General features: G+C 72.1%; 15 protein-coding genes. 2 read left to right on the top strand and 13 right to left on the bottom strand.

The genetic code is table 11. The features are described 5' to 3' along the window. Window positions 1-19 precede the first annotated feature (19 nt). From E4P38_RS08610 to sodN, 6 genes are all read right to left on the bottom strand, one after another. Window positions 20-802: an HAD-IIA family hydrolase gene (locus E4P38_RS08610; protein WP_135131355.1), complete on the bottom strand. Its 783-nt coding sequence runs from the start codon at window positions 800-802 to the stop codon at window positions 20-22. Next, the gene (locus tag E4P38_RS08605) at window positions 799-1,287 is read right to left on the bottom strand and encodes a GNAT family N-acetyltransferase (protein WP_135131354.1); all 489 of its coding nucleotides are present in this window, start codon (window positions 1,285-1,287) and stop codon (window positions 799-801) included. Before E4P38_RS08605 ends, E4P38_RS08610 begins: the two co-directional genes overlap by 4 nt. Next, window positions 1,284-2,081, bottom strand: a complete 798-nt coding sequence (gene pssA / locus E4P38_RS08600) for a CDP-diacylglycerol--serine O-phosphatidyltransferase (protein ID WP_135131353.1) — start codon at window positions 2,079-2,081, stop codon at window positions 1,284-1,286. The genes E4P38_RS08605 and pssA overlap by 4 nt, the downstream gene beginning before the upstream one ends. 7 nt (window positions 2,082-2,088) lie before the next feature. Then, complete coding sequence (locus E4P38_RS08595) at window positions 2,089-2,754, bottom strand: phosphatidylserine decarboxylase (protein WP_135131352.1); 666 nt, start codon at window positions 2,752-2,754, stop codon at window positions 2,089-2,091. A gap of 50 nt (window positions 2,755-2,804) precedes the next feature. Continuing rightward, window positions 2,805-4,055: a PP2C family protein-serine/threonine phosphatase gene (locus E4P38_RS08590; protein ID WP_135131351.1), complete on the bottom strand. Its 1,251-nt coding sequence runs from the start codon at window positions 4,053-4,055 to the stop codon at window positions 2,805-2,807. A 157-nt stretch (window positions 4,056-4,212) separates the two neighbouring features. After that, complete coding sequence (gene sodN, locus E4P38_RS08585; protein ID WP_135131350.1) at window positions 4,213-4,614, bottom strand: superoxide dismutase, Ni; 402 nt, start codon at window positions 4,612-4,614, stop codon at window positions 4,213-4,215. Window positions 4,615-4,665: 51 nt separating this feature from the next. Between sodN and E4P38_RS08580 the strand changes: the two genes are divergently transcribed. Next, complete coding sequence (locus E4P38_RS08580) at window positions 4,666-5,049, top strand: S26 family signal peptidase (RefSeq protein WP_245160896.1); 384 nt, start codon at window positions 4,666-4,668, stop codon at window positions 5,047-5,049. A gap of 41 nt (window positions 5,050-5,090) precedes the next feature. Next, the gene (locus E4P38_RS08575) at window positions 5,091-6,284 is read left to right on the top strand and encodes an NADP-dependent malic enzyme (protein WP_209309006.1); all 1,194 of its coding nucleotides are present in this window, start codon (window positions 5,091-5,093) and stop codon (window positions 6,282-6,284) included. Here the strand turns inward: E4P38_RS08575 and E4P38_RS08570 are convergent. The 7 genes from E4P38_RS08570 to E4P38_RS08540 all read right to left on the bottom strand — a co-directional run bounded on the left by E4P38_RS08570 (window position 6,274) and on the right by E4P38_RS08540 (window position 16,005). Beyond that, entirely contained in the window at window positions 6,274-7,722 is a 1,449-nt protein-coding gene (locus E4P38_RS08570) for an aminotransferase class V-fold PLP-dependent enzyme (RefSeq protein WP_135131348.1), read from the bottom strand. The genes E4P38_RS08575 and E4P38_RS08570 overlap by 11 nt on opposite strands. Next, entirely contained in the window at window positions 7,719-9,056 is a 1,338-nt protein-coding gene (locus tag E4P38_RS08565) for an MFS transporter (protein ID WP_135131347.1), read from the bottom strand. Before E4P38_RS08565 ends, E4P38_RS08570 begins: the two co-directional genes overlap by 4 nt. 25 nt (window positions 9,057-9,081) lie before the next feature. Continuing rightward, window positions 9,082-10,269 carry an RtcB family protein gene (locus tag E4P38_RS08560; protein WP_135131346.1) on the bottom strand — a complete coding sequence of 396 codons (1,188 nt, stop codon included), beginning with the start codon at window positions 10,267-10,269 and terminating at the stop codon, window positions 9,082-9,084. Window positions 10,270-10,310: 41 nt separating this feature from the next. Further along, complete coding sequence (locus E4P38_RS08555; protein WP_135131345.1) at window positions 10,311-11,024, bottom strand: metal-dependent hydrolase; 714 nt, start codon at window positions 11,022-11,024, stop codon at window positions 10,311-10,313. Between the two features lie 221 nt (window positions 11,025-11,245). Then, window positions 11,246-11,974: an AAA family ATPase gene (locus E4P38_RS08550; RefSeq protein WP_135131344.1), complete on the bottom strand. Its 729-nt coding sequence runs from the start codon at window positions 11,972-11,974 to the stop codon at window positions 11,246-11,248. After that, window positions 11,971-12,153, bottom strand: coding sequence for a DUF6104 family protein (locus tag E4P38_RS08545; RefSeq protein ID WP_135131343.1), 183 nt, complete (start codon window positions 12,151-12,153; stop codon window positions 11,971-11,973). Before E4P38_RS08545 ends, E4P38_RS08550 begins: the two co-directional genes overlap by 4 nt. Window positions 12,154-12,159: 6 nt before the next feature. Further along, on the bottom strand, window positions 12,160-16,005 hold the full coding sequence (locus E4P38_RS08540) for a multifunctional oxoglutarate decarboxylase/oxoglutarate dehydrogenase thiamine pyrophosphate-binding subunit/dihydrolipoyllysine-residue succinyltransferase subunit (protein WP_135131342.1): 3,846 nt from the start codon (window positions 16,003-16,005) through the stop codon (window positions 12,160-12,162). Window positions 16,006-16,110 lie beyond the last annotated feature (105 nt).

Raw genomic sequence — 16,110 nt, 5'->3', positions numbered from 1 at the left:
CCAGGTCATCTCCCGACCCCTAGATCAGGTCGATGACGTCGGCGATCGAGTCCAGGATCCGGCTGGGGCGGAACGGGAACCGCGACACGTCGGACGCGGCGGTCGACCCCGACAGGACGAGGACCGTCTCCAGGCCGGCCTCGATGCCGGCGACGACGTCGGTGTCCATGCGGTCGCCGACCATGATCGTCGACTCGGAGTGGGCCTCGATCCGGTTCATGGCGCTGCGGAACATCATCGGGTTGGGCTTGCCGACGAAGTAGGGGTCGGCGCCGGTCGCGCGGGTGATCATCGCGGCGACGGAGCCGGTGGCCGGGAGCGGCCCCTCCGGGCTCGGCCCGGTTACGTCGGGGTTGGTCGCGATGAACCGGGCCCCGCGCCCGATCAGCCGGACGGCCCGGGTGATCGCCTCGAACGAGTACGTGCGCGTCTCCCCGAGGACGACGTAGTCGGGGTCGGTGTCGGTGAGGGTGTAGCCGACCTCGTGGAGCGCGGTGGTCATGCCCGCCTCGCCGATGACGTAGGCCGACCCGCCGGGCAGCTGGCTCGAGAGGAAGTCCGCCGTCGCCAGGGCGGAGGTCCAGATCGACTCCTCGGGCACGTGCAGCCCGGTGCGGGCGAGGCGGGCCGCCAGGTCGCGTGGGGTGAAGATCGAGTTGTTGGTGAGCACGAGGAACCGGCGCTGCTTCTCGACCAGCCGCTCCAGGAACTCCGCGGCGCCGGGGAGCGCCTTCTCCTCGTGGACGAGCACGCCGTCCATGTCGGTCAGCCAGCACTCGGGCGGCGTGCGCTCGGTGGTCATCGGTCGCTCCGGGGTTCGGCGAAGTCGGTCAGGGCGTCGTCGGTCAGCCGGAACACGGTCCACCCGTCCATCGGGACGGCGCCGGCGGCCTTGTAGAACTCGATCGACGGGGTGTTCCAGTCGAGCACCGACCACTCCAGCCGCGAGTAGCCGCGCTCGGCGCAGACCGCAGCCAGCGTGCGCAGCAGCTCCCGGCCCAGGCCGGCGCCGCGGTGCCGCGGTGAGACGTAGAGGTCCTCGAGGTAGATGCCGTGGGTGCCGCGCCAGGTGGAGAAGTTCAGGAACCACAGCGCGATCCCGACGATCTCGCCGTCCTCACCGGTGGCGACGTGGCCGAACAAGGCAGGGGCGTCGCCGAAGAGGACGCCGGTGAGCTGCTCCTCGGTGAGGCGTGCCTCGTGCAGCGCCTTCTCGTAGTCGGCCAGCTCCCGGACGAGGCCGACGACCGCCGGGACGTCGTCGGGCCGGACGGGCCGCACGGTCATGAGAGGGCCTCCTTGAGGCGGTCCGGGAGAAGGCGGGCCAGCGGCGCCACGATCGGGACGAGGACCGGTGCGAACAGGTACCCGTAGGCGACGAGGATCCCGGTGACGACCGGGACCGTCGCGAAGCCGATCACCAGCACGACGGCGGTCGCGATGAGCACGTAGGGCCGCCCGCTCTTGGGGCTGACCAGCGACCGGAACGAGCGGAACCGGATGTTGGTGACCATCAGGAGCGCCGGCACGAGGACGACGAGCAGCACCCACAGGCGGTCGCGGCCCTGCATCTGGTCGCCGAACGCGAAGACCGACGCCAGGACGACGCCCGCGGCCCCGGGGCTGGGCATGCCGATGAAGTACCGCTTGTCGGCGGTCGGGTCGATGGTGGTGTTGAAGCGCGCCAGCCGGATCGCCGCGCACGCCACCCAGATGAAGCACACCACCCAGCCCAGCGGGTCCCACTCGTCCTGGCCCTGGGAGAACAGGGTGAACGCCAGCAGTGCCGGGGCGAGCCCGAAGGAGACCAGGTCGGCGAGGGAGTCGAACTGGAGGCCGAAGGGGGTCACCGCGCCCACCAGACGCGCCACGGCGCCGTCGGTGATGTCGAAGACCACCGACAGCCCGATCAGGACGGCGGCCAGGCTGTACTGCCCCCGGATCGACACCAGGATGGCGAAGAACCCGCAGAACATGTTGCCGAGGGTGAAGAGGCTGGGCAGCGTCGCCAGGGCGCGCCGGCGGCTCCCGCGGACGGAGCCGCGGACGAACTCGGTGGTCGTGCGCCGGGTCGAGGGCATGGCCGGCTCAGCCGGCCGCGGGCCAGCGGGCGATGACGGTCTCGCCGCCGCGCACGCGCTGGCCCTTCGTCACGGTGATCGTGCACTCGGGCGGCAGGAACACGTCCATCCGGGAGCCGAACTTCATCAGGCCCATACGCTCCCCGGTGGCCAGCTCGTCACCGGGACCGGTACGGGTCACGATCCGCCGGGCGAGGACGCCGACGATCTGCCGGAAGACGACGGTCCGGTCACCGTCGCGCATCCACAGCTCGCTGCGCTCGTTCCGGTGCGCGGACTCCTTGCGGTAGGCGGCGAGGAAGCTGCCCTTCCGGTAGGAGCTCTCGACGACCTCGCCCCGGTAGGGCGACCGGTTGACGTGCACGTCGACGACGGACAGGAAGACGCTGACCTGCTGCCAGTCGCCCTCGGGGGCGACGCCGGCCTGCGGCTCCCCGGCCACCATCACCACGCCGTCGGCGGGGGAGAGGACCTCGTCGGCTGCCGGTGGGGTGGTGTCGCAGCGCCGGTCGGGGTCGCGGAAGAAGAGGGCCATGTAGGCCGAGAGGCCCAGGAACGGCCAGGCGAGCGTCCGCGGCCAGCGGCGGCCGCTCGCGCGCCCGGCGATGGCGAGGAGGGCCGCAGGGGCCAAGGGTCCGGTGATGAAAGGCCACCCGGCCCGGTCGATGCGCATGGTGGCCAAACGGTACCGGCCCGCGTCTGGGGCGGTCCGGGCGTCCGGGGTCAGGCCGGTCCCGACGCGCGCTCGGGATCGGCTCCGTACGCGGTCGTGCGGCCGCGCGGGGGGCCGCCGTACCAGTCGAGGCAGACCATCGTCGCGTCGTCGCGCAGGTCGCCACCGGTGGCGTCCAGGACGGCCGCGCCGAGCTCGTGGACCACCTCCCGAGGGTGGAGGTCGGCGCTCTTCGCGAGCGCGTCGGCGACGTCGAGGTTGACCGCGTTGCGCTCCTGCATGCCATCGGTCAGCAGGACGATCCGATCGCCCGGCTCCAGCGGGAACTCCTGGACGTCGAAGCGCTTGCCGGGAAGGACGCCGAACGGCGCCTCGATGCGCAACTGCACCTCCTCGACCTTCCCCTTCCGCAGCCGCAGCGGGAACGGGTGGCCCGCGTTGACGATCGCCGCGGTCCCGTCGTGCAGGTCGACGCGCATCAGCTGGCCGGTGACGAACTGGCCGGCGCCTGCGTTCTCGGCGAGCGAGTCGTTGGCGTAGCGGGCCTGCTCCCCGAGGTCGAGGCCCTTCCGCCGGCCGTTGCGAAGCCCGCCGACGAGCAGCGTCGCCAGCAGAGCTGCCGCCACCTGGTGGCCGACGGCGTCGGTGATGGAGATCTGCAGGGAGTCGCGGTCCAGCGTGTAGTCGAAGGTGTCGCCGCCCACGGAGCTGGCCGGCTCGAGCCATCCCGCGAGGGTGAACTGGCCCGCCTCGCACGTGTAGGAGGCCGGCAGCAGCCGCCGCTGGATCTCCGCCGCCAGGGCGAAGGGCGACGAGCGCTGGCCCCACTCGAAGACGTCGGTGTGCCGGCGGGCGGCGATGACGACGTAGGACAGGGCGTGGGCGGCGCTGCTGATGTCGGCGACCTCCTCCGGGGAGGGGTGCCGGGGGAGGACCAGCTCGAGGAGACCGATGGCGTCGCCGCGGTCGGTGACCGGAACCGTCATCCGCGCGCCGTCGTCGAGCGCCTGCACGTCGGGCTGCTGCGTCCGCAGCACCCGGTCGTAGTGCGTGCCCGCCAGGGGCAGCGTCTCGGCCTGCTCGTCCCTGCCCTGGCTACGGGCGCCGTCCACCCGTGCGGCGGAGGTGAGGCGGACGAGCGCCCGCCCGCTGAAGTCGGCGATCAGCAGATTCACCTCGCGGGCGCCGACCATGTCCCCGAGGGCGGCCGCCACAGCGGGCACCGAGTCGATCGGTGCGGCCGCCTCGACCTTCTCCAGAAGTGCGCCGACGTCGATCAAGGGACTCTCCGAGCCGCGCATAGGCAGACCCTAGGCGCGTGCGCGAACTCGCCGGGATCGAACAGGTCACACACGGCAGCGCTGCCGGGTCCCCGTCAATGGGTGACCCGACAGCGCCGTGGCCCCGTCCCGAGGCTCGCCCCGAGCGTGCGAGGGGTGAGGAGGACGGGGTCCTTCATCAGGCGGCCTTGGTCTCCCAGAAGATCTTGTCGATCTCGGCGATCAGGTCGAGGAGCTTCTGCCCCTCCGCCGGGTCCATGCTGCCCTTGCCGCCGGCCGCACCGGCCTGCTTGGTGGCCTTGTTGAACAGCTCGTGCAGCTGCGGGTACTTCTCGAAGTGCGGGGGCTTGAAGTAGTCGGTCCACAGCACCCACAGGTGGTGCTTGACCAGCTCCGCCCGCTGCTCCTTGATCAGGATCGCGCGGGTACGGAAGACCGGGTCCTCGTTGCCCTGGTACTTCTCCTGGATCGCCTTGACGGACTCGGCCTCGATGCGGGCCTGAGCCGGGTCGTAGACGCCGCACGGGAGGTCGCAGTGAGCGGTGGCCTCCACGGCGGAGAACATGCGGGGAAAACGCATGGACGTGCCTCCGGATGTCGTGGGGTTGGGTCGTCTGCGACCCTACCCGCGGTGATCGACAGCGACAGAGTGGGAGAAGCGGGCCCGGAGCCGGTCCCGCCCCTGCCGAGCGCCTGGGCGATGGCCCGGGTGACCGGCCCGTCGATGGTCCCGACCGTTCGTTCCGGTGACCGGCTGCTCGTGCGCCGGGTGCGCTCGACCGCCGCGGTGCGCCCCGGGGACGTCGTCCTCGCCCGGTTCCCCTCGCGGCCGGACCTGCTGGTCGTCAAGCGCGTGCGCCGGGCCGTTCCCGGTGGTCACTGGGTCGAGGGGGACAACCGGCTGATCACCGACGACAGCCGCGCCTTCGGTGTCGCCGTCGTCGTGGGGAAGGTGGTCGGCCGGCTGCGCCCGCGCCCCGGCCGGCTGCCCTCGCAACCCTTCCCGGAGACCTGACCACGCGCACCGCAGGGCACCGCGATTACGCTGCGATGACCATGGGCGGCAACCAGACCGAGACGGACCAGCGCGCCGACCGATTCGCCGACGACCCGGCGTTCGCGGTCCACGAGGGCGGCAAGCTGTCGGTGGTGCCGACCCGCTCGATCGAGTCGATCGCCGACCTCGCCCTGACCTACACGCCGGGTGTCGCCCGCGTCTCCAGCGCCATCGCCGCCGAGCCGGAACTCGCGCGCCGCTTCACCTGGGCGCCCCGCGTCGTCGCGGTGGTCTCCGACGGCTCGGCGGTCCTCGGCCTGGGCAACATCGGACCGGCCGCCTCCCTGCCGGTGATGGAGGGCAAGGCCTGCCTGTTCGCGGAGTTCGGCGGGCTGTCCGCGGTCCCGATCGTCCTGTCGACCAACGACGTCGACCAGATCGTCGAGACGGTCGTGGCGATCGCGCCGTCCTTCGGCGGGATCAACCTCGAGGACATCAGCGCCCCGCGCTGCTTCGAGATCGAGGCGCGGCTGCGGGAGCGGCTCGACATCCCGGTCATGCACGACGACCAGCACGGGACGGCGATCGTCGTCCTGGCCGCACTGCGCAACGCGATGAAGGTGGTCGGCCGCGAACTGGCGGACCTGCGGGTCGTCGTCGCCGGCGCCGGAGCCGCCGGCGTCGCGTGCACCAAGATCCTGCTCGAGGCAGGCGTCGGCGACATCGCCGTGGCCGACTCGCAGGGGATCCTGCACGCCGGCCGCGCCGACCTCACCCCCACCAAGCAGTGGCTGGTCGAGAACACCAACCGCACGGGCAATGCCGGGACGATGGTGGACGCGCTCCGCGGGGCCGACGTCTACCTGGGTCTCTCGGGCGGATCGGTGCCGGAGTCGGCGATCGCCGCGATGGCGCCGAACTGCATCGTCTTCTCCCTGGCCAACCCCATTCCCGAGGTCGATCCGCAGATGGCGGCCAAGTACGCGGCCGTCGTCGCCACCGGGCGCAGCGACCTGCCGAACCAGATCAACAACGTGCTCGCGTTCCCGGGCATCTTCCGCGGCGCCATCGACGCCGGCGCACACAGCATCACCGAGGAGATGAAGCTGGCTGCGGCGGCCGCGATCGCCGACGTCGTCGGTGACGAGGTGCGCGCGGACTACGTGGTGCCGAGCCCGCTCGACCGGCGCGTGGCCGAGGCCGTCGCCGCCGCCGTGGGCGCGTGCGCACGCCGGCAGGGCGTCACGGTCTAGTCGGTTCGACCGCGGGCCGGTAGACCAGGTCGAGGACGCCGGAGAGCAGCCGCTCGGCCACGGGACGGGGGAGTGCGGCGACCAGGGCGTGCACCGGCGCCATGCGTTCGGGCAGCCGGCCGCCGCCCACCCCCGCGACCTCCAGCAGGGCGTCGACCTCCGCCACGGTCAGCGTCGCCGGGTCGATCGTCGCGGCGGCGGCCACGAGCTCCGGATCGGCGACCGGCCGGGGGAGCGCCGCGGCGGCCCGGGCGGCCGCGGTCAGGTCGGCGAGCAGCGCGGGAACGCGGCCGGCGGTCGCCCCGGTCACGGTCAGGTGCAGCGTCGCGGGCAGGTCTCCGCCGGGCTGGGCGAACGGCGGCTGGGGCTGCAGCAACCAGCCGCGAGCGGTCATCTCGTCGGCGAGGTTCAGCACGTCGACCCCGTCCGCACCGTCCTCGGCCACCGCGACGAGGGTCGCCACGGGCTGCCCGACCACCCGGATCCCGGGGATGTCGGCGATGCCGCGCACCAGCGCCAGCGTCGCCTCGTGCGCCTGCCCCGCCAGCTCGCGGTAGCCGTCGGTGCCCAGCAGCCGGTGGACCGCCCAGGCGGCGGCCATGGCCCCGGCCGGCCGGGTGCCCGCGAGCGTCGGGTTCACCACCGGGTAGCCGGGCCAGCCGGCGGTCGAGAACCAGTGGGCCTGCCGCAGCTCCGGGGTGGCGGCCAGGAGCACCGAGACGCCCTTGGGGGCGTAGCCGTACTTGTGCAGGTCGACCGACAGCGACGTCACGCCGGGCACCGACAGGTCGAAGGGCTCCGGGACGTCGTCCAGGAACGGCAGGATCCAGCCGCCGATGCAGGCGTCGACGTGACAGGGCACCCCCGCCGCGGCGGCCAGCGCGGCGACCTCGCCGACCGGGTCGAGCACGCCGTGCGGGTACGACGGGGCGCTCACCACCACCAGCGCCGTCCGTTCGTCCAGGCGGTCGCCGACCGCGGCGACGTCCGCCCGGCACGTGACCGGGTCCACCGGGACGTCGACCACCTCCAGGTCGAACAGGTGGGCGGCCTTGCGGAAGGCGGCGTGCGCCGTGACCGGCAGGAGGAGGCGTGGGCGGCCGGCGCCGCCGTTCGCGCGCCACCTCTCCCGGGCGGCGAGCACGGCAAGCAGGCAGCTCTCGGTGCCGCCGCTGGTCAGCGAGCCGACGGCGGTGGGTCCGCCGCCGAGCAGCGCCAGTGCCGCACCGACCAGGTCGTTCTCGATGCGCGCGACGCTCGGGAAGGCGGTGGGGTCGAGGGCGTTGGTCCACTGGAAGGCGGCCTGGGCGGCCGCCGCCAGCTCCTCGATGTCGACGCGTCCGGAGTCGTAGACGTAGGCCATGGTGGCCCCGCCGTGGGTCGGGACGTCGCCGGCCTGCAGCGCGGTCAGCTCGGTCAGGACGTCCTGCGGACTCACGCGTGGTCCTCCTCGGGGACGGGGTCGAGCCGGTAGCGGGCGAACACGGGCACCGCGGCCAGGACCAGCAGGGCCGGGAGGACCGTGAAGCCGATGCGCACGGCCGTCACGGCGGTGCCGGACTGGGCGACGTCGTCCCCGGTGGAGGACACGTAACCGGCCAGGGCGAGAAGTCCACCGAGGAGGCCGGGCCCGACGGCGAGCCCGAGGGTCTCGGCCGCCGTCCACACGCCGGTGAAGACACCCGCCCGGCGTGCGCCGGAGGATGCCTCGTCGGCGGCGATCACGTCGGGGAGCATCGCCAGCGGGAACATCTGCATCCCGGCGTAACCGATCCCCACCACGACCACGAGCGGGATCGCCGCGGCCGTCTGGCCGTGCTGCACGACCAGGAGCAGACCCGCGGCCGCGGCGAACAGCAGGGACGCGGCCAGGAGGCCGGTCCGCTTCCCCCGCCGCCGGCTGAAGCGCAGCCACAACGGCATGACGAGGATGGCCGGCGCCACGAGGGCGACGAACAGGAGCGTCCCGGCGTCGGGGTCTCCCAGGACCTGCTCGGAGTAGTACGGGACGCCGGCGAGCATCACGCCGATGCCCAGGGCCTGGACGACGAAGCCGATCAGCAGCACCCGGAACGGACGCACCCGCCAGGCCACGGCGAGGGTCTCGAGCAGCCGGCCCTCGCTCCGCGTCCGGGTCAGCGTCGCGGCGGAGCGGGTGCCGACCACCGCGCCGAGCATCCCGAGGGCCAGCAGGAGCGCGACGAACACCGCCATGGCCAGGTAGCCGCCGCGCCCGCTCCCGAACGCGTCGACGACCGCCGGGGCACCCGCGCCGGCCAGCAGGATGCCGAGTGCGAGGGCGGCCACCCGCCAGGACATCAGCGTCGCCCGCTCGCCCGGGTCGTCGGTGATCTCCGCGGGCTGCGCGACGTAGGGCACCTGGAAGCAGCCGTAAGCGGTCGCCGCCAGGAGGAAGGTGCCCGCGACCCAGACAGCCGCCAGCGCCGGTGGAGTGCTCGGGCCGGCGAAGACCAGCACGAACAGCGGCGGCAGGGCGAGCCCCCCGGCCAGCATCCACGGCCGCCGGGGACCCCAGCGGCTCTCCGTGCGGTCGGAGCGGTTGCCGATCCACGGGTTGAGGACGACGTCCCAGGCCTTCGGGGCGAACACCACCAGCCCGGCGATCCCCGCGGCGACGCCGAGGACGTCGGTCAGGTAGTAGAGGAGCAGCAGCCCCGGCACGGTGCCGAAGGCCGCCGTCCCGATCGACCCCAGCGCGTAGCCCACATGCGTACCGCGCCCGAGCCGGGGCGATGCGGAGACGGCCGTCACAAGGAAGGCACCGTAGTGGGCGCGCTCAGTCGCCCTTGACGTTGACCAGCTGCCGCAGCGTGTGCCGCACCTCGACGAGGTCCTTCGCGTCCTCCATCACGGTGTCGATGGGCTTGTACGCAGCGGGGCTCTCGTCCAGGAAGACGTCGCTGTGCCGCCACTCGATCCCGGCCATCGACTCCTCCAGCTGGGCCCGGGTGAAGGTCTTCCGCGCCCTGCTGCGCGAGTACGCGCGGCCCGCCCCGTGCGGGGAGGAGTTCAGCGACAGCGGGTTGCCCAGGCCTGAGACGACGTAGCTCGCCGTCCCCATGGAACCGGGGATCAAGCCGTCCTGTCCCTTCCTCGCCTCGATCGCACCCTTGCGCGACACCCACAGGTCGACACCGTCGTGCGTCTCGCGCTGGGTGAAGTTGTGATGGCACTGGATCCGCTCGAGCTCGGGCGTCTCCCCGACGCGCATGTGCACGGCGAGGCACCCGGCGACGCGGTCCATCATCTCGTCGCGGTTGAGCAGGGCGAAGTGCTGCGCCCACCGCAGCTCGGCGATGTACTGGTCGAACTCCGCCGTCCCCTCGTCGAGCCACGCGAGGTCACGGTCGGGCAGGTCCAGCCGGTCCCGCTCGGCCCGCTTCCGCGCGATCGCGATGTGCCGCATGGCGATCTTGTTGCCGACGCCGCGGCTGCCGGAGTGCAGGAACAGCCACACCCGGTCCTGCTCGTCGGCGGTGACCTCGATGAAGTGATTCCCCGAGCCGAGGCTGCCCAGCTGCAGCTGCCAGTTCGGGGTGGCCCCGATGACCGCCGGGAGCACGTGGGTGCCGAGCTCGTCGGCGACGTCCTCCAGCTCGTCCACGCGCCGTCGCGCGGATGCGGTGAGCTTCCGGTTGTACTTCCCGGCCGACAGCGGGACGGCGCGCTCGATGTCCCCGCGCAGCGGCGCCAGGGAGCCACGGGCGCGCACCTCGTCCACGGACCAGGGCGTGCGGACGGCGATCATGCCGCAGCCGATGTCGACGCCGACCGCCGCGGGGATGATCGCCGCGCGGGTCGGCAGCACCGAGCCGACAGTCGCACCCTTGCCCAGGTGGGCGTCGGGCATCAGCGCCACGTGCGGATGGATGAAGGGCAACGAGGCGGTGTTCTCAGCCTGCCGGAGAGTGACGTCGTCAAGGATGCTGGCCCAGTTCAGGAGCCGGTCGGAGAGGCGTTCCACACCACGAGTCTGCGGGGGAGCGGCCGGTTCCGGCGAACGGGTTATCCGAGGCTGAGGATGCGCTCGACCAGCGGGTCGAGCGCCGTGCGCGCTTCGGTGTTGAGGTAGATGCACAGGACCGTGGCTGCCAGGAAGAGCGGCACGAGCAAAGCCTTCTCCACGATGTTGCCGGTCCGGATGGGCAGCAGCTTCAGCCGGCAGCGCCTGACGATCCAGATCAGGGGCACCGGGATGCCCGCGGTGGTCAGCGCGTCGCCCGCGATGTGGGTGAGACAGCCGAGGGCCACGGCCCAGGGCAGCCAGCCAGGGTTGGGACTGTGGTCGAGCAGCAGCCACGCGCCTCCCCAGGACAGCACGAGGTTGCCGACGACGGTGTTCTCCACGCGCCCCGGGATGGCGAAGTTCAGGGCGCGCAACGCCAGGCCGATGGCGAGAGCCATGAGCAGGAGGCTGGACCAGAAGGCGCCGGCGGCGGCGACCGCCAGTGCCCCGAACGCGAGCGGACCGAGGACGGCGTCGTGCGTGCCCCACCGGTGGCCCTGTGCGAGCCGGCCGATGGCGCCGGAGGGGACGTCGGTGACCGGACCCCACATGTCGGAGACCGTCGAGCCCGAGTGGTCGAGGTCGGGGAGCATGGCGAACCCGCCGACGGCGGCGACCCAGGCGACCTGGGAGACGGTGCCGTGCACGGGCGCCCAGGGCAGCGTCGCGGCGCCCGCGGCGAGACCCGAGAGGGCATGCGAGTGACCGAGCACGCACAGAGGGTCCCGCTACACCTGCCGTGCGCGAGGGAGGCGCACCGAGGTGGCCCGTCCCGGGCCTGCGCTGAGCGTGCGAAGGGTGGGGAGGAGGGGCCCCTTCTTCACCGGGCAGTCGCCGGGCGACCAGGGCGCGGGCGGCCGGGAGCACGCCGAGCCACAGGGCCCGCCTTGCTGCCGGGGGAGGGGCACGCGTGGTCGGCCGTCGGGCGTGGCTCTCAGTCGTCCAGGAGGTGGTGCAGGAGCCGCGCCGGGTCGTCGAAGAACGCCTGCCAGTCCTGCACGAGATCGAGGTCGCCCCACTGCCGCGGTGCGAAGCCCGACCCGTCGAGCTCGTACACCGTCGCGCCGGGGAGCGCCGCGAGCACCGGGGAGTGGGTGGCGAGCAGCACCTGGGAGCCGGCGGCGGTCATCCCGTGCATCAGCGCGAGAAGTCGCAGGCACGAGCGGAAGGACAGTGCCGACTCGGGCTCGTCGAGGATCCACAGCCCGCGCTCGGTGACCCGTGATTCGAGGAAGGCGAGGAAGCCCTCCCCGTGGGAGCGGGTGTTGAGCGGGACGCCGTCGAAAGCACGCAGCTCGAACGCCGTGCGGTCGACGGACGCGAACAGTTCGTGCATCGACTCGGCCCGAAGGAAGATGCCGCCCTGCGGCCGCGGGTAGGCCGTCTCCAACCACAGGGCCCGCCACAGGGCGGCGTCCTCCGCCGACGGCTCCGGCGCCCAGTGGTGCACCTGCGCGGTCAGCAGCTCCTGCCAGGCCCGGGCGATCCCCTCGACGAGCGTGGACTTCCCGCTGCCGTTCTCGCCCACCAGCACGGTGACCGGCGCCAGGGCCATGCCCTCGTCCCGCAACTGGGCGACGGCGGGGAGCTGCCAGTACCACTCGTCCGGATCGCGGACGGCAGATCGCACGGTCACCCGCGCGAGCGGCAGCTCAGGGGTCACTCGTCGACGTCGTCGGTACCGCCGCGGGCCAGCCAGGTGGCCAGCCGTTCGACCGGGACCTCGAAGTCGGGGAACTCGTCGACGAAGGCCTGCATCTGGTCGGCCAGCCAGGCGAGGGTGACCTGCTCCTCGCCCCGCCGGTTCGCCAGCTCCTCCAGCCCGCGGTCGGTGAAGTACATGCGCCGTCAGTCCGCGTAGGCCTCGGCGACCAGCTGACGCTGCTCGACCTCGTGCACCTTGGCCGACCCGACGGCCGGGCTGGCCGACGCCTTGCGGCTGACCCGGCGGAAGGTGCGGCCCTCGGGCAGGTCCTCCGGCAGGTTGACGGCCATGAACTGCCACGCGCCCATGTTCATCGGCTCTTCCTGCACCCAGACGACGTCGGTGGCGTTCGGGTAGCGCTCGAGCTGCTCGTTGATCTGCTCGGTCGGCAGCGGATAGAGCTGCTCGACCCGGACGACCGCGACGTCGGCGGTGCCCTCGGACTCCCGGTGAGCCATCAGGTCGTAGGCGACCTTCCCGCTGCACAGGAGGACGCGACGCACCGCGCTGTCGTCCAGCGGCTCCCCGCCGACCCCGGTGTCGGGCAGCACCGGCCGGAAGTTCTCCTCGGTGAAGTCGGCGACCGCACTGACCGCGGCCTTGGCCCGCAGGAGCGACTTCGGCGTGAACACGACCAGCGGCCGGTGCACGTCCGAGAGGGCCTGGCGGCGGAGCAGGTGGAAGTAGTTGGCGGGGGTCGAGCAGTTGGCCACGGTCATGTTGTTCTCGGCCGACAGCTGCAGGAACCGCTCGATCCGGCCGCTGGAGTGGTCGGGCCCCTGACCTTCCAGGCCGTGCGGGAGCAGCATGACCACGCCGGAGCGCTGGCCCCACTTGGCCTCGCCGGAGCTGATGAACTCGTCGATCACCATCTGGGCGCCGTCGACGAAGTCGCCGAACTGCGCCTCCCAGAGGACGAGCGCCTTCTGGTTGGCCACCGAGTAGCCGTACTCGAAGCCGAGCGCGGCGTACTCGCTCAGCAGCGAGTCGTAGACGAAGAACTTGGCCTGGTCCGGCGTCAGGTTGGCCAGCGGCGTGTACTCCCCGGCGGTCTCCCGGTCGATGAGCACCGAGTGGCGCTGCACGAACGTGCCGCGCCGGGAGTCCTGACCGGCGAGCCGGACCGGCACGCCCTCCATCAGCAGCGACCCGAAGGCGAGTAGCTCGCCCATGGCCCAGTCGATGCCGCCCTCGCTGGCCATCGCCGCACGCTTCTCCAGCATCTTCTGGAGCTTCGGGTGCGGGGTGAAGTCCGGCGGGAAGGAGACGTGCGCGTCGCCGATGGTCTTGAGGACCTCGGGCGTGATCGCCGTCCGGACCGTGGCCTCCTGCGGCGTGCGGGGGTCCATGACCGGCCGCGGCTTGGACGTCTCCTGCGCGTCGTGGGTCTCGGCGAAGGCCCGCTCGAGCTGCCCGCGGTAGTCCTTCAGCGCTTCCTCGGCCTCGGCCAGCGTGATGTCGCCACGGCCCACCAGCGCCTCGGTGTAGAGCTTCCGGACCGAACGCTTGCGGTCGATGATGTCGTACATCAGCGGCTGGGTCATCGAGGGGTCGTCGCCCTCGTTGTGCCCGCGCCGGCGGTAGCAGACGAGGTCGATGACGACGTCCTTCTTGAACGACTGGCGGTACTCCACGGCCAGCCGCGCCACCCGGACGCAGGCCTCGGGGTCGTCGCCGTTCACGTGGAAGACCGGCGCACCGATCATCCGGGCGACGTCGGTCGAGTAGAGGCTCGACCGGGCAGCGGCCGGGCTCGTGGTGAAGCCGACCTGGTTGTTGATGACCACGTGGACCGTGCCGCCGGTGCGGTAGCCGCGCAGCTGGGAGAGGTTCAGGGTCTCGGCGACCACCCCCTGGCCGGCGAACGCGGAGTCGCCGTGCAGCAGGACGGGCAGCACGGTGAAGCCCTGCTCGCCCTTGTCGATCATGTCCTGCTTCGCGCGGACGATGCCCTCGAGCACCGGGTTGACCGTCTCCAGGTGGCTGGGGTTGCTGGCCAGGGAGACCGCGATCTCCGCCTCGGTGCGGAACGGGTTGCGGAACGTGCCGGTGGCCCCGAGGTGGTACTTGACGTCACCGGACCCCTGGACGCTGCCGGGGTCCATGTTGCCCTCGAACTCGCCGAAGATCTTGGCGTAGCTCTTGCCCAGCACGTTGGCGAGGACGTTGAGCCGGCCGCGGTGGGCCATGCCGATGGCGACCTCGTCGAGGCCGTGGTCGGTGCCGGCGATCAGCACCTCGTCCAGGATCGGGATGACCGACTCGCCACCCTCGAGGCTGAACCGCTTCTGCCCGACGTACTTCGTCTGCAGGAAGGTCTCGAAGGCCTCGGCGGCGTTCAGCCGGCCGAGGACGTGCTTCTGCTTCTCCCGGTCGGGCTGCTCGTGCTTGACCTCGACCCGCTGCTGGAGCCACTCGCGCTCCTCGGGGTCGGTGATGTGCATGTACTCCACGCCGACGGTGCGGCAGTAGGAGTTGCGCAGGACGCCGAGGATGTCGCGCAGCGGCATGAGCCGCTCACCGGCGAAACCGCCGACCGGGAACTTGCGGTCGAGATCCCAGAGGGTCAGCCCGTGCTCGAGGATGTCGAGGTCGGGATGGGTCCGGACCTTGAACTCCAGCGGGTCGGTGTCGGCCATGAGGTGGCCGTTGCGCCGGTAGGACTCGATGACCTCGATGACCCGGGCTTCCTTGTCGATCTGCCCCTCGTGGCTGATCCGCACGTCCGGCATCCAGCGCACCGGCTCGTAGGGGATCCGCAGCGAGCGGAAGACCTTGTCGTAGAAGCCGTCGTCACCGAGCAGCAGGCCGTGCAGCCGGCGCAGGAAGTCGCCGGACTCAGCGCCCTGGATGATCCGGTGGTCGTAGGTCGAGGTGAGCGTGATGATCTTCGACACGGCCAGTTCGGTGAGCGCGTCGGGGTTCATCCCCTGGAACTCGGCCGGGTACTCCATCGCGCCGACACCGAGGATCGCGCCCTGGCCGGCGGTCAGCCGCGGCACCGAGTGGTTGGTGCCGAGCGTGCCCGGGTTGGTGAGGCTGATCGTGGTGCCCGTGAAGTCGTCCATCGTGAGCTTGTTGGCGCGGGCGCGACGGATGATGTCCTCGTAGGCCGCCCAGAACTGGGCGAAGTCCATCTCCTCGGCGCCCTTGATCGAGGCGACGACGAGCGACCGGGAGCCGTCGGGCTTGGGCAGGTCGATGGCCAGGCCGAAGTTCACGTGCTCGGGCTGCACCAGGACCGGCTTGCCGTCGACGTCGGCGAAGGCGCTGTTCATGTTCGGGAAGTCGTCCAGCGCCCGGACCAGTGCGTAACCGATCAGGTGGGTGAACGAGATCTTCCCGCCGCGGGAGCGGGCGAGGTGGTTGTTGATCACGATGCGGTTGTCGGCCAGCAGCTTGGCCGGCACCGCGCGCACGCTCGTCGCCGTCGGGACGGTCAGCGAGACGTTCATGTTCTTGACGACGGCGGCGGCGGCACCACGCAGCGGCGACTGCTTGCCCGCGGCGACCGGGGGAGCCGGGGTCTTGGCGGCCGGCTTGCTCTCGGCCGGCTTGCTCTCGGCCGGCTTGGCCTCGGCCGGCTTGCTCTCGGCGGGCTTGGCCTCGGCGGGCTTGGCCTCGGCGGGCTTGGCCTCGGCCGGCTTGGCCGGTGCGGGCTGGGCCGGTGCTGGCGCGGCGGCCTTCGGGGTCTGCACCTCCGGCGTCACCTCGCGCTCGGGGGCCGGGCCGGCGTAGGACGTCGCCGCGGCCGCCTTCTGCGTGGCCGGGCCGCCGTTGGAGGACGCGACCGGCTGCTCACGGTCACCGCCGCCGACGGGGCTGCCCGGCCGGTAGTCGGCGAAGAACTCGTGCCAGGCCTGGTCGACGCTCGCGGGATCGGCGAGGTACTGCTGGTACATCTCCTCGACCAGCCACTCGTTGGTGCCGAACCCCGCCACGGAGGACGAGGAGGCGGATGAGGGCCGGGATGAGCTCGCGCTTGACACGGGGTGGAGTGCCTTCTTCGTCTCTGTGGGCTGCGTCGTCAGTGCATCGGGTGGCGGGGCCGTGACGGCACGGCTCAACCGGGTGTCGAGTCTACGCCCGGTCCG

Origin of the sequence: Blastococcus sp. CT_GayMR16, from assembly GCF_004570875.1 — a bacterium.
In the GTDB taxonomy this organism is placed as follows: Bacteria; Actinomycetota; Actinomycetes; order Mycobacteriales; family Geodermatophilaceae; genus Blastococcus_B.
This window is presented reverse-complemented; position numbering and strand designations above follow the sequence as displayed.